The 13,782-nt window shown below is 73.1% G+C and carries 10 protein-coding genes; 4 read left to right on the plus strand and 6 right to left on the minus strand.

The genetic code is table 11. The features are described 5' to 3' along the window. Nucleotides 1-135 precede the first annotated feature (135 nt). From K7C98_RS19010 to K7C98_RS19020, 3 genes are all read left to right on the plus strand, one after another. Nucleotides 136-1,785 (plus strand): vWA domain-containing protein, encoded by a 1,650-nt coding sequence (locus tag K7C98_RS19010; RefSeq protein ID WP_224193104.1) that lies wholly within the window; start codon nt 136-138, stop codon nt 1,783-1,785. A 188-nt stretch (nt 1,786-1,973) separates the two neighbouring features. Next, nucleotides 1,974-2,846, plus strand: a complete 873-nt coding sequence (locus K7C98_RS19015; RefSeq protein ID WP_224193105.1) for a UbiA family prenyltransferase — start codon at nt 1,974-1,976, stop codon at nt 2,844-2,846. A gap of 111 nt (nt 2,847-2,957) precedes the next feature. Next, nucleotides 2,958-3,977 carry a radical SAM protein gene (locus K7C98_RS19020; RefSeq protein ID WP_224193106.1) on the plus strand — a complete coding sequence of 340 codons (1,020 nt, stop codon included), beginning with the start codon at nt 2,958-2,960 and terminating at the stop codon, nt 3,975-3,977. A gap of 101 nt (nt 3,978-4,078) precedes the next feature. Here the strand turns inward: K7C98_RS19020 and K7C98_RS19025 are convergent, their stop codons facing one another. From K7C98_RS19025 to K7C98_RS19035, 3 genes are all read right to left on the minus strand, one after another. Continuing rightward, complete coding sequence (locus K7C98_RS19025) at nt 4,079-4,555, minus strand: hypothetical protein (RefSeq protein ID WP_224193107.1); 477 nt, start codon at nt 4,553-4,555, stop codon at nt 4,079-4,081. A gap of 260 nt (nt 4,556-4,815) precedes the next feature. Continuing rightward, nucleotides 4,816-6,222 (minus strand): hypothetical protein, encoded by a 1,407-nt coding sequence (locus tag K7C98_RS19030; RefSeq protein ID WP_224193108.1) that lies wholly within the window; start codon nt 6,220-6,222, stop codon nt 4,816-4,818. Between the two features lie 72 nt (nt 6,223-6,294). Then, nucleotides 6,295-8,217 carry a thioredoxin-like domain-containing protein gene (locus K7C98_RS19035; protein WP_224193109.1) on the minus strand — a complete coding sequence of 641 codons (1,923 nt, stop codon included), beginning with the start codon at nt 8,215-8,217 and terminating at the stop codon, nt 6,295-6,297. A 156-nt stretch (nt 8,218-8,373) separates the two neighbouring features. Here K7C98_RS19035 and nadA point away from each other — a divergent pair, with 156 nt between their 5' ends. Beyond that, complete coding sequence (nadA, locus tag K7C98_RS19040) at nt 8,374-9,819, plus strand: quinolinate synthase NadA (protein ID WP_224193110.1); 1,446 nt, start codon at nt 8,374-8,376, stop codon at nt 9,817-9,819. Nucleotides 9,820-9,825: 6 nt separating this feature from the next. Here the strand turns inward: nadA and K7C98_RS19045 are convergent, their stop codons facing one another. From K7C98_RS19045 to K7C98_RS19055, 3 genes are all read right to left on the minus strand, one after another. Next, nucleotides 9,826-11,046: an SGNH/GDSL hydrolase family protein gene (locus tag K7C98_RS19045; RefSeq protein ID WP_224193111.1), complete on the minus strand. Its 1,221-nt coding sequence runs from the start codon at nt 11,044-11,046 to the stop codon at nt 9,826-9,828. A 91-nt stretch (nt 11,047-11,137) separates the two neighbouring features. Then, nucleotides 11,138-12,055 (minus strand): arginine deiminase-related protein, encoded by a 918-nt coding sequence (locus K7C98_RS19050; protein WP_224193112.1) that lies wholly within the window; start codon nt 12,053-12,055, stop codon nt 11,138-11,140. A 32-nt stretch (nt 12,056-12,087) separates the two neighbouring features. Further along, nucleotides 12,088-13,113 (minus strand): hypothetical protein, encoded by a 1,026-nt coding sequence (locus K7C98_RS19055; RefSeq protein ID WP_224193113.1) that lies wholly within the window; start codon nt 13,111-13,113, stop codon nt 12,088-12,090. Nucleotides 13,114-13,782: the final 669 nt, after the last annotated feature.

The following is a 13,782-nucleotide window of genomic DNA, read 5'->3' on the forward strand; positions in this document are numbered from 1 at the left end:
AACCAAGTTGCCATGGCAACCGGGTTGGCCAATCGAGTTGACCGACGTGACCGTGCTCGACGGCGATTTTCTTCAAGGAGATCAACGCGGCTATCCGCTTGCAACCGGGGGGAACCGACCACGGAGCGAAGCATCATGAAGTCCCCCGCAGCCGTATTGCCCTTCCTCTCTATCGCCCTCACCGCCTGTCTCGAGCACCCGATCACGCAGGTCGAGCTGTGCAAGCTCGAGAACCCCGACGTGCCGATCCGGCTCGACGTGGGCGGCGACGTCGACATCCTGTTCGTCATCGACAACTCGGGCTCGATGGCCGAGGAGCAGGCCCGGCTGGCGCGCAACTTCGAGGCGTTCGCGCGCCGGCTCGACGAGATGGGCGCGCACTACCGGATCGGCGTGACCACCACCGACAGCGGCAACCCGCGCTGCGACGCAAGCATGACCACGCCCGAGGGCGGCGACCTGGTGCTGCGCAGCTGCCTCGACCGGCTCGACGAGGGCGCGTTCAAGTTCAACGACATCGACGCCGCGTTCGCCTGCACCGACGTGTGCGGCCTGGCGAGCGCTGACCTGGCGATCGTGCCGACGAGCACCGACCTCGATCCGGAGCGGCGGGCGCGGCCGTGGATCGAGAGCATCGACGGCATCACCAACCTGCCCCCGGACGTGGCGGTCGCCGACGCGTTCGCCTGCTTCGGACCGCAGGGCATCAATGGCTGCGGCCACGAGCAGCCGCTCGAGTCGATGTACCTGGCGCTGAAGAAGGCGCTCTCGCCGAAGGAGGGCCACTACGGGTTCATGCGCGAGGACGCGTTGCTGTCGGTGGTGCTGGTCACCGACGAGGCCGACTGCTCGTTCGAGCCTGCCTTCAAGGACATCTTCATGACCGACAAGACGTTCTGGGAGGACCTGGACAGCCCGGCGCCGACCAGCGCGGCCTGCTGGAACGCGGGCGTGGCCTGCAGCGGCCCCGGCCCGGTCTACGCCGCCTGCGAGCCCGAGAACTTCTCGATCGACGGCGAGCCCGGGGCGGCCGACGGCGAGGCGGTGCTGCGGCCGATCTCGCGCTACGTCGACCTCCTGAGCGAGATCCGCGCCGACAAGCAGCGCATCGATGCGACCCGCGAGGTGCTGGTGTCGCTGATCGCGGGCGTGCCGGCGGGCTACGAGGACGGCTCCGCCGAGATCCCGTACGCCGAGGCGGAGCCGGGCTCGGAGCAGGACCTGAACTTCGGCATCGCCCCGGGCTGCGTCAACAACAGCGACGGCAGCGGCAGCACCGCGGTCCCGCCGGTGCGCGAGCGGGCGGTCGCGGAGGCGTTCGCCGGCGACCGGCGCAACCTCTACTCGATCTGCCAGGACGACTACACCTCGGCGCTCGAGGGCATCGCCCGCCAGATCGAGCTGGCGATCGCGCCGGTGTGCGGCTCGACGATGGTGGCCGACCGCGACCTCGAGACGGAGGAGCTCGAGGCCGACTGCAAGGTCCAGCAGGTCGTCGACGGCGAGGCCTCGAACGTGCCGGCGTGCGAGCCGGTCGGCGAGGACGAGTGGGCTGTCCCCGCGGGCAGCTCGGTGTGCGCGGTCATCCTCACCGATCCGAGCGGGCTGACGCCGAGCAAGCGCGACGACATGACCATCGTGAGCGACCCGGAGTCCGGGGTCGCGGTGCCGTGCGCCGACCGGGGGACCAACGTCGAGTTCAAGCTGCACCGCCAGGGCCCGCGAGTCCGCGGGGCCACGTACACGGCGACGTGCCTGAGCCAGGAGGCGGAGGCGTGCCGGTGAGCGTCGACGTCTGCGCGCCGAGGTCGCGAGACTCGGGCGCGAGCGGCGAGCCGGCGGTGCCGGCCGGGATCGGGGACGCAGGCGTCGGGACCGGGCGAGGCGCTGCGTGACTTGCCGCGGTCGCGGGCGGCGGAGCGACCGAGCGGCCCGCGTGACCGGGCGGACGCCGCGGGGTATCGTCGGCGGGCGTGACGTACTCCGAGCGCCCGTGGACCGAGCGCGCGAGCGGGGCCCCGGGCGGCGCCAGGCCGGGCCGTGCGGGCCAGCTGGTGCTCGGGCTGCGGGCGCTGCGGGCCGGGCAGTGGGCCCACTTCGTGCCGCTGCCGCTGGCCGGAGCGCCGCTTCAGGACATGTTGTCGGGGACATGCCCGATCGGACCTGTCCTCTGGGCTTGTCTGGCCGGCGCGCTGTGCCTGGCCTGCGCCTACGGGCTCAACGCGCACGCCGACCGGGCCAGCGACGGGCGCGGCAAGAACCCGCTCGCCGGCGCGGCGGTGGGGCCTGCGGCGCTGGTGCCTGCGATCGCCTGCGGGCTGCTGGCGGCGGTCGCGGCGGCCCGCAGCGGCGGGCTCGGGCCGGCGGCGCTGAGCCTGGCGGCGGGGGGGTTCTATAGCGCGGGTCCGCGGCTCAAGCGCTGGCCGGGGGTCGGGACGCTGGCGAACGTCGCCATCTTCGCGCCGCTGCTGGCGCTGGTCGGCGCGCCGCGAACGCCTGGCTTTTGGGGCATGTCGGCCGTGTTCGCGGGGCTGCTGCTGCAGAACCAGCTGGTCCACGAGCGCGCCGACGAGGCCGAGGATCGCCGCGCGGCTTCTTACACGACGGCGCAGTGGCTCGGGCGCGCGGGCGTGGCCGCCGCGGGCCGCGGGCTGGCGCTGGCGGGCTCGCTGGCGGCCGCGCTGTTGCTCGGGCCGTGGGCGGCCCTGTGCGGGGCGGCGGGCCTGGTCGTCGGGGCCGGGCAGATCGGGCGGGCGGACGCCGCCGCGGCCCGCCGCCGCCACCGGACGCTGGCGCTGGTCACCGGCGCGGCGATCTACGCGCTGACGCCGGGAGGGGCAGGGTGAGGACATGTCCTTGAGAGCATGGCGGGAGGCGCAGGGTCGGATCTGCGGAGCGAGCGGCGACATGTCCTCGAGGGCATGGCGGAGCGGACATGTGCGCGCGGGAGGGGCGGGGTGACGGCGTTGGCGAAGGCGCGCGACCTGGTGCGACTGGGGGCGGCGCGGGCGGTCGGGCGGGCGCTGCCGTTCAGCGTCACGTTCATCCTCACGCACCGGTGCAACTTCCGCTGCGAGTACTGCGAGATCCCCGAGCGGGCGGCGGAGGAGATGAGCGACGCCGAGTTCTGCGCCGCCATCGACGAGCTGCGGGCGGCCGGGATGGCGCGGGCCAGCTTCTCGGGCGGCGAGGCGCTGCTCCGCCGCGACGCGCCGAGGATCGTCGGCCACGCCAAGCGGGCCGGCTGCTTCACCTCGATGAACACCAACGGCTGGCGTACGGGCAATGTCCTGAAGGACATGGCGGGGCTGCTCGACATGGTGGTGCTGTCGCTCGACGGGCCGGAGCCGGTGCACGACCTGGTGCGCCGGCGCTCTGGCTCGTACGCGCGGGTGATCGCGGCGATCGAGCAGGCGCGCGGGCTGGGGATGTCGGTGGCGACGATCACGGTGGTCGGGCCGTGGAACCTCGAGCGGATCGAGGAGGTCGCGGAGCTGGCGGGGTCGCTCGGGGTGTGGGCGTACTTCCAGCCGGCCCACGAGGAGTGCTTCGACGCGGAGGCCGGGCTGCACCCGGCCCTGACGCCGACGGTGCTGGCCGAGGTGGCCGACCGGCTCGAGCGCCTGCGCGCGCGCGGGCTGCCGATCGGGGCGTCACCTGGCTTTTTGCGCAGGTTGCGACGGGCGCCGCGCTTCCACGACTGCGCGGACTGCCACGCCGGGCGCTACTTCGCCACGGTGATGCCGGAGGGCTGGGTGGTGCCGTGTCACCTGACCTCGGGGGCAGGTCCGTACCTGAACGGGCGCGAGGTCGGGTTCGCCCGCGCGTTCTTCGAGATGCCGCACCCGCGCGCGGGCGACGGCTGCGCGATCAGCCCGTACGTCGAGACGGACCTGATCTTCCGCCTCGATCCGCGGGCGATCGCGGCGGCGCTGCGCCGGGGAGGCGGGACGCCGGGGCGCTCGGCCGGCGGCTGAGCGGGTCAGAGCTGCGCGCGGATCCTGCGAGCGCGGTCAGTGTGGAGATGTCCCGGGGGACATGTGATTGCATTCGCCGGACTCGGGCGAGGCCGAAAATGTCACTCGTCGTGGCCGGTCTCGTCGAGGTCGAACTCGGGGGGGCGTTCGACCTCGTGGCGCTCGCGGATCCGGCCGTCGCGGTCGAGCCGCGCGTACACGTCGTCGTCGGTGTGGAGGAGCCCGTCGAAGCCGCGAGAGCGCACCTCGACCCGCCACGGTCCGTCGAGGCGCGTGAACACCAGCGGGCGGTCCCAGCCGTCGAGGCTCGCCAGGCGGGAGTGCGTCGGATCGACGCTCGCCAGCCGCAAGGTGGGGAGCGGGCTGGCGAGGACGGTGTCGATGGTGCCGGGACGCTCGGACTCGAGGCGCTGTAGACGCTCGGCGACGTCGACCACGACGTCCTGGGTCGCCGACAAGTTGCTGGGGCCGAGGCAGCCGGAGGTCGTCACGGCGTGCCAGCCGGCCGAGGCGAGCGCGAGCAGGAAGACCAACAGGCTGAGGCCGTCGAGGACGGGGCGGACGAGGCGGGGGAGCACCGGAGACACGTGCGCCAGGTCGTTGCAGCAGGCGTGCCAGCGAGAAAGCGTGGCAGATGGGCGCGCGCCGGGCCCGGCTGAGACAATTTGGCGCGCGGGCGGGCGAGCACGCGACGGCGCTGTCACAGGTCGCAAGCGACGGGCGTCACGGACCTGTCGCGCCGATGACCTCAGTGTCGCCGCGCGGCGCCATAGAAGGTCGGCGGCGTAGCGAGCGCGTCGGCGTCCGTGTCAGGTCGCGACTGGTCGGCGCTCGCGGCTCACTCGTAGGCGGCGCGGGCGGCGGCGAAGACGAAGCGGGCGCCTGACTTTTCGGACAGGCTCCAGATCCGCTCGCCGTCGAGCATCACGGCCTCGGGGGTGTCGATCCAGCCGTGGGCGACGGCGGGGCCGGCGGAGGGCACGACGTAGAGCGCGCCGAGATCGCCGGGCGGGGAGGAGCTCGACAGGTAGTAGGTGCCCTGGCGACGGGCGGCGCCCTGGATCTCGCTCTGGCCGGTGTAGGCGGCCGAGTTGGCCCAGGTGATGCCGTAGGGCAGGCGACCGGTCGCGGGGTCGAGCGGCCAGGAGAAGACACGGCCGGCGGTGGCGTCGTCGTACTCGGCGACGACGAGCTCGGGCGGGCTCACGCTGCGGTCGAGGGCGAGGGTCGAAAAGCGCGGGGCGCAGGCGGAGGCGTGCTTGTAGGCGCCGATCTGCATGGCCGCGTAGGAGTAGAGACCGCCGTACCAGACGTGGGCATCGGCGTCGTAGCCGATCTGATCCTTGGCGGCGTTGACGTCGAGCAGGCGCGACAGGTCGAACACGCGCAGGCCCTGGTTCGGATCGGTGACGTAGAGCAGGTCGCCGTACCAGGCGACGCCGCCGGGGCGGATCGGGATCGGCTGGAAGTCGACCGGATCGCCGTCCACGGGCTCGACGAGGAGGATGTGGCGCAGGCGGAATTCGGGGGCGTCGGTGACGTCGATCAGGCTGACGCGCGTGCCCTTGTCGACCGGGAACTGGGCCAGCTCCTTGTCGAACCACCAGCTGACGAGCAGGGCCTGGCGACCGTCGAGGACGCCGTCGTCGAAGCCGTCTGCAGTGCCGGTGACGCCCTGCGGGAGCCACCAGTACTTGTCGAAGTCGTCGTCGTCCCAGCGGAACGCGAGCTCGAGCGACTCGACGTCGCCGGGGACGGTGGGCGCGGCGAGGGCAGTGTTGTCGAGATCGGTCAGGACGTCGGCGATGGAGACCGTCGGCAGCGCCTCGGCGAGGGCGTCGGCCAGCGGCGCGAGGTTGTCCCACTCGGGGGCGCGCGCGAGCGGGAAGTTGCAGCGATCGATCTCCTCGAGCCCGCCGCCGGGCATGCCCGTCGGGCCCGCGGGGCACTCGGGGTTGGCGGCCTGACAGGGGTCGTCGTTCGGCTCGCCGGTGGTGTCGGTGTCGCCGGTGGTGTCGGTGTCGCCGGTGGTCGTGGTCGGGTCGACGGGCTCGGTGGTGCCGGTGGTCGTGGAGGTGGTGGGCACCTCGGTGGTCGGCTCGGCGGTGGTCGGCGTGACCGTGGTGGTGCCGCTCGTGGAGGTGGTGGTGCTGTCGTCGCCGGTGGCGGTCGCGGTGAGCTGCGGAGGATCGTCGGAGAAGCAGGCGGCGCTCGTGAGGGCCAGGAGCAGCAGGCGGCGGGACATCCCGCAAAGCATTAGCACCGCGATTCGGACTGCGCACCGGGCGAGGCGCAGGGGCGCGAGATGCGGGATCGCTCAGACCGGGGCGGCGAGCGCCAGATCGACGCGGAACGCCGCCTCGCCTGCGCTGGTGAGCAGCAGCGGGATCCGCAGCCAGGCCTGCGAGGGGGCGCACACCTCCGGGTCGCCGCCGCACAACATGCTGTCGACGCGCACGAGCAGCTCGCTGCGGACCTCCGCTGTCGGGAGTTCGGCGACCTCGAGGTCGATCTCGACGGACATGTCGGATCGGTCCTGTCCCGAAAGCGTGATGCGCTCGGCGGTTGTGACCAGATCGGAGCGGCGCGACACCTCGAGCGTGAGGCGCTGCGGGGCGCCCGCGTTGAACTTCCAGCCCTCCGGCGCGAGCAGGCGCAGGGTCGCGGTCGCGCGGCCGGGGGCGAGGGTCGGGGCTCGCTCCAGCACGAGGTCGAACCACCGCGTGGCCGGGGCCGCGGCGAGCGACGGGGGCGGCGGCTCGTCGGGCTCGGGCACGGCCGGCGCGCCGCGGACCTCCAGCTCGGCCTTGAAGCGGCCGTCGGCGGCGAGGCGGACGAAGCGGTGGTGACCGGTGTCGGCGACGAGGAGGTCGCCGTCGGCGAGCACGGCCAGGCCGCCGGGTTCGCGCAGGCTCTCGTTACATGTCTCGAGAGACAGGGTCGAGACGAGGCCGGCGCGGACGTCGAGGCGGCGCAGACGGTCGTTGAAGGTGTCGGCGACGAGGACGTCGCCCGCGGCGGTGACGGCGACGCCGAGCGGGTGCTGCAGGCGCGCGGCGGCGAACGGGCCGTCCTCGTTGCCCCAGTCGAACAGGCCGGCGCCGACGAGGGTGCGGGTCTCGCCGCTGCCGAGGTCGAACTCGCGGATCGCCGAGGTCTCGCTGTCGGCGACGTAGAGGCGGTCGCCGGCGCGCGCGAAGCCGGACGGCTGGGCGTAGCAGGCGACCCGCGGCGAGCCGTCGACCAGCGCCTCGCGGCCGTCGCCGGCCAGCGCGTCGATCGTGTACTCGCCGCCGCCGGCGGGCGCGAGCACGCCGAGCTGGTGCGAGCCGGCCAGGCACACGAGCACGCGCTCGCCGACGACGGTGAGGTCCCACGGCGAGCGCAGGGCGGTGGTCCGGGCCGGCGATGGGCTGGCGATCGGAACATGTCCCATGGAACCTGTCCCGGCGACCGTGTCCAAACGGCCCCGTGAAAGGTCGGCGCGGCGGACGGTGTGGCTGCGGGCGTCGCAGATCCACAGGGCGCCGTCGTCGGCCCAGGCGAGGCCCTGGGGGTCGTCGAGGCGGGCGTCGGCGAAGGCGGCGTCGCGGTGGCCGCGGCGGCCGGAGCCGATGCTGAGCTGGACATCGCCGTCGGGGGCGAGGACGAGGACGCGGTGGTGGCCGGAGTCGGCGACGGCGATCCGGCCGTCGGGCGCGACGGCCAGCTTGCCGGGGAAGGCCAGCGGACGCGGCGGCGGTGGGTCGCCGCGGGGGATCGCCAGCGGCGCGGCGGCGAGGGTGCCGTGGGCCTCGGCCTCGGCCAGGAGCCCGCGCACGAGGGTGTCGAGGGCGACCGGATCGGGCTCGCCGGGGGCGACGGCGGCGATCGTGCCGTCGGGGCCGACGACCACGAGGGTGGGCCACGAGCGGATCGCGTAGCGCTCCCAGATCGCCAGGCCGTCGTCGACGACCACGGGGTGCTCGACGTCGTGGCGGGCGATCGCGTCGGCGACGCGCTCGGGGCGGGCCTCGCCGGGGAACTTGGCCGAGTGCACGCCGATGACGACGACCGGGCGACCCGCGTGGCGCCGCTCGAGGTCCCGCAAGATCGGCAGCACGTGCATGCAGTTGACGCAGCACGAGGTCCAGAAGTCGAGGATGACGACGTGACCGCGGAGCTCGCGGAGCCGCAGCGGGCGGGTGGTGCCGAGCCAGGCGCGGGCGGGCTCGAGCTCGGGGGCGCGGAGGCGTTCCATGCCGGGACGCTAGCCGAGTCGCGCGCTCGCACGCGAGGGTGAGGCGCGGACGCGGAGGCGTGAGGAGGAGCGCACGTCCGACGCGGGCGACGTCGCCGCGGATGCTCGCGGGCGAAGGTTGAAACACACGGGTCGGGGCACTACGCTGTGCCGGCGATGCAGCCGTTTCCCTCGCTCGTGCTCAGCGCCGGCGGCGCGACCGCCCAGGGGGCCTTCGCGGAGGCCCAGGCGGCCTTCCTCGACCCCGATCCTGCCACCGTGCGGCGGCTGCGCTCGCTGCTCGAGGCCAGCGGCGCGGGGATCGTGGCCCACTTCTACATGGACGCGGAGCTGCAGGGCGTGCTGTTCGCCTGCGACTGGCCGCACATCCACATCTCCGACTCGCTGGTGATGGCCGACCGGGCGCTGCAGATGGCCCGCGAGGGGGCCCGCGCCATCATCGTGCTCGGGGTCGACTTCATGTCGGAGAACGTCCGCGCGGTGCTCGACGCCGCCGGCTTCGAACATGTCCCGGTGTACAGAGTGGCCCAGGAGCCGATCGGCTGCTCGCTGGCGGCGGCCGCCGAGGCGCCGGCCTACGCGGCGTACCTGCGCCGCGCGGCGCAGACGGCCAATTCGCTGCACGTGGTGTACATCAACACGAGCCTGCGGACCAAGGCGTACGCGCAGTCGCTGGTGCCGACGATCACCTGCACGTCCTCGAACGTGATCCAGACGGTGCTGCAGGCGTTCGCGCAGGTGCCCGAGGGCCACGTGTGGTTCGGGCCCGACACGTACATGGGCGAGAACCTGCGGGCGCTGCTGACGAGCCTGGCCGAGATGGACGACGCGGCCGTGCGGGCGCTCCACCCGGCCCACGACCGCGACAGCATCCGCGCGCTGCTGCCCCGCTTCCATCACTTCGAGCAGGGCTCGTGCATCGTCCACCACATGTTCGGCGCCGAGGTGGTGCGCAGGGTGCAAGAGCACTACGCGGACGCGCACGTCACGGCCCACCTCGAGGTGCCGGGCGAGATGTTCGCGCTGGCGCTGGCGGCCCAGCGCGCCGGTCACGGGGTGGTCGGTTCGACGTCGAACATCCTCGACTACATCGCCGCGCAGGTGAAGCAGGTCGGAGCTGTCCCCGGGGACATGTCGCCGGTGCGCCTGCGCTTCGTGCTCGGCACCGAGGCCGGGATGGTGACGGCGATCGTCCACCAGCTGCGCGCGCTGCTGCAGACGCTGGCGCGCCCGGTCGAGGTCGAGATCGTGTTCCCGGTGGCCGACGCGGCGGTGGTGGCCACCGGCGACGTGCACCTGCCGCTGGTGCCGGGGGTCGCGGGCGGCGAGGGCTGCTCGACGGCCGGCGGCTGCGCGACCTGCCCGTTCATGAAGATGAACTCGCTCGACGCGCTGCTCGAGGTGCTGGCCCGCGCGCCCGAAGAGGGCGACAAGCTGGTCGCGTTCGCGCCGCGCAAGTACGTCGAGAAGATCGGCGAGCAGACGATCGCGGCGCTCGGCGAGCTGCCGATCCGGCACATGCGCGAGTTCTCGCGCACGAAGCAGCTGCCGGCCGCGCTGGTCGCCGACATCCGCGGGCGCGCGCTGTCGGCGGCGTCGTGAGCCGCGCTACCAGCCGAGGTGCTGGCCCAGCGCGGTCACCAGGTTCTGCGCCATGCCCTCGTGGGTGGCGACGCTCGGGTGGCCGTCGCAGCCGGAGCCGACCGGAGCCGCGTTGATGTCGACGAAGGCGACATCGAGGTCGCCCTCGGCGTGGCGCTGGTCGACGACGCTCTGCAAGTAACCGGCGACCATCGTCGCCTCGTCGCCCCACAAGAGCGGCGCGACCGGGAGGATGAAGGCGTCGGGGTAGACGTCGCGCAGGTGGCTCAGGAAGGCCACGTAGGCCGGTACGAACACGTCCTCCGGCGGGTCGTCGTCGGTGCTGAAGTCGTTGGTGCCGAGGTTGATGACGACGACGTCGGGCTGCCACGCGGCGTGATCCCACTGCGCGCCGCCGTCGCCGGCGATCGTGCGGTCGTAGATCTGCGGCATCGGCTCGAACACGTCGTCGCCGTAGTTGTTGACGACGCCCTTGCCGGACCAGGCGATCGTGTGCAGCTCGGCGCCGACGGCCCGCGCCGCGATCGCGCCGTAGGTCCTGTAGTGATTCTCGGTCTCGGCCGAGAAGTTGCACGGCGACACGCCCTCGTTGCCGTAGCCGCACGAGATCGAGTCGCCGATGACCTGGATCCGCCGCGTCACCGGCGGCGGCGACAGCAGCTCGCCGGTGACGTCGAAGCCGAGGATGGTGGTGACGCCGAAGGAGCCCTCGGTGCGGCGGTACAGCTCGACGGTGTGCTCGCCGGGGGCCAGGCCGGTGGCCAGCGGATAGGTCATCGGCCCGGGCGCGGTCATCAGCGGCGGCTGGACCTGGCCGTCGACGACGACGGTGAACCACCGGCCGTTGTCGTCGAGGTCGGCGTGGAGGTCGGTGCCGTCGAAGCGCACCACCGCGCCGACGCCCGACCAGCTCATGCGGATGTTGTTCGGGTCGCTGGCGTCGTGGCGGCCGACATAGTGGATGCCGGGCGGCTCGAGCGGCTCGCTGGTGGTGCTGTCGTCGCCGGAGGTGGTGGTCGTCGGATCGGCGGGGCCGGTCGTGGACGTGGCGGTGGAGGTGGTGGTCGCCGGCGCGTCGGTGGTGGGTTCGCCGGTGGTCGGATCGCTCGCGCCGGTCGTGGTGGTGGTCGAGGGCGCGTTGGTCGTCGACGTGGCGCCACCGGTGTCGTCGGCGTCGCCGCCGGTGCAGGCGAGCAGCAGCAGCAAGGAGAGCGAGAGCGTCCGCATGGCCGGCGAGTCTAACAAGCTCTCGCCGGCGGCCGTGCGCGCGGGGCCGTGGACGGTGCAGACGGGGGCTCGCCGATGTCGTCGCGCGGCGTCAGAAGATCTCGGCGATCATGCAGCGCAGGCTGCCGCCGGCCTTCTCGAACTCGTCGACCTCGACCGCGTGCAGGTGAAAGCCCCAGCCCTCGAGCGCGGCGCGCGAGGCCGGGCGGAGGGCGCGGAGGGCGGTGGCGCTGAGCATCAGGTCGCGCTCGGTGACGGCGATGCAGTTGGCGGCGAAGGCCTGCTTCTCGGCGTCGTCGAGCTCGAGCGTGCGACCCTCGTAGGCGCGGGCGATCGCGGCCGGGACCTCGGGGTCGACGAACGAGCCGGGGTGGAGGACGCAGGCCCGCCCGGCGAGCACCGCGAGGACGACGTTGGTGTGGTACTCGCGCGGCTGGAGGGCGAAGCGGAAGGTCAGGCGCAGGCCGAAGGCGGCGTGCATCGAGGCGCACCCGAACTCGTCGGCGCGCTGGCTGAGGCCGCACAGGCCGAGGCCGCGCGCGCGGTCGATCACCAGCGGGCCGGTCAGCTCGGAGATACCTGGCTTGTGCGACAGGTCCGTCAGGGCATGTCCGAAGGTCCATGTGAAGAGGTCGCGCACGTCGTCGCGGGCGGCCTCGGCGCGGCGGACCGGGTGGCGCATCGAGCCGACGATCAGGCGATCGGGGATGGTGGCGAAGGCGTTGTTGGGGAAGACGGCGTCGTCGAGGCCGTCGCGCCCGGGGACGACGAGGACGGGCAGGCCGCAGGCGCCGAGCGCCCGCACGAGGCCGTGGTGCTGGGCGAACGCGCGTTCGGGGTCGATCGCGCTCGATTGCATGTAGTGGTTGTCGACCGCCTCGGGGCTGATGCGGAAGCCGATCGGACTGACGACCATGGCTGCCGACATGGTCGGCTTGCCCCACGCGCCCCGGGCCTCGATCTGCTCGGGGAGGGCGGCGAGGAAATCGGCCGGGCTGGTGACGATCATGGGGCGGGCATGCTACCACCCGGCCGCCGGCTTCAGCCGGGCGAGACGCTCAGCAGCCACTCGTGACGGGCCGGCGCGGCGCACTCGCTCGGGACGACGGCGCGCACGAGCGAGATGTCGCCGTAGAGGTCGCTGCCCTCGGGGGTGCCGAACGCGAACAACGGCACGGTCGTCCCGGGATCGACGGGGGCGCTTTCGATCTCGGCGTTCCACAGCCGGGCGATGAAGCGGAGCCGGCGCGCGCCGGGCTGGTCTGCGCAGCAATCGCCGTCGCACGGACAGCCGAGCTCGCCGGGGCCGTGGAGGACGCCGACCAGCTCGAACGGGCCGAGGACGTCGGTGCGCGGCAGCGTCTCGGTGTAGCGGTAGATGAACTTTGGGACAGGTTCCGGCTGGGCCTCGATGAGGCCGACCAGCGACACGCCGGACGGTGTGCACGTCTGTGGATCGGCGCCCGCGCGGTTCCAGTCGGCGCCGAGCTGCAGGCAATCGCCCGCGGCCAGCTGCGCGGGCAGGCCGGCGACGCCGTCGGGCAGCGCGAGCGAGAGGGTGAGGTCGTCGGCGGGATCGCAGGCGCCGCAGCTCGCGTCGGCGCAGACCGCGAGCTCGAGCTGATCGGGCGCGGCGCTGATCACCTGGCCGGAGAATTGCTCGGCGGCGCCGCAGTCGCGCGCGGTGAGGTCGAGCGGCACGCCCTGCTGCACGCGCGAGAGCGCGACGTCGACGCCTCCGGGGGCGTACGGGCAGTGGCCGAATTCGGGCTCGGTGGTGCCGGTGTCGCCGTCGGTGTCGATGCTGTCCGAAGAGACCTGTCCTGAAGTGGAATCCAGGCCCGTGGAGGTGCTGGCAGGCCCGGTGTCGGTGGGGTCGGTCCCGGTCGTGGGGACGTCGCTCGCGCTCTCGCCCGGTGCGACGGCGCCCGTGGTCTCGGTGTCGCCCGGCGAACCCGAGCCGTCGTCGAGGTCGGGGTCGTCGGGCTTGGGGCAGGCGGTGAACAGCGATGCGGACGCGAGCGCGGCCAGAGGGAGGAGGCGGGGGGTCGGAAGCGCGAGGGCCATGGCGCCAGTCTCGGGTTCGCGCACGATCTGGGGCAGAGCACGCGGAACCGCCCGTCCCGGCCGGGCGAGCGCACGCGAGCGAGGCTCGACTTCGTGCGATGTCTACCGCCGGGCCTCTCTCGAGTGTAACGGCGACGTCGCCCCCGCGCCCGTCGTCGGGGCGCCGCGGTCAGTGCTGGCTGAGCGGCGCGGGGATCTCGTGGACGGCCGGGTTGATGATGTCGGCGATCGACTCGCAGCTCGAGGTGTCGATGCGCGCGGTCGCGGCCTCGCGCCCGCACGCGTCGTGTCGGTGGACGAGACGCAGCGCCGCGGCTCCAGATGATGGTTTCGCGCGTCGTCGGTTCGAGTCGGGGGTCCGCGCCGACGGGTTCGCTGCGCGGACCTCAGGCTGATGCTGTCTGTGCGCGCGGGCCTGATCGAGGGGCAGTCACGTGTCGTGGATTCACCGCTTCGTGAATGCCGCCCGGGTCTTGAAGGCGTCAGAGCATCAGAGTCATGTGACGCCATACATTGGTCGCGGCCGCGATCGAATGGCGATGGTGCGTGGGTGGAATACGCGTCGATATTGGTGAGAGCCGCAAGAGACAGCCATTCAATGTCGCGTGTCAATGCGGGGGTTCCCGGGGGGCGCGCCCGTGGGGTGCCGACGACTCGGGCCTCGCCGGA

Source organism: Nannocystis pusilla, assembly GCF_020073745.1.
GTDB classification, from domain to species: Bacteria; Myxococcota_A; Polyangia; order Nannocystales; family Nannocystaceae; genus Nannocystis; species Nannocystis radixulma.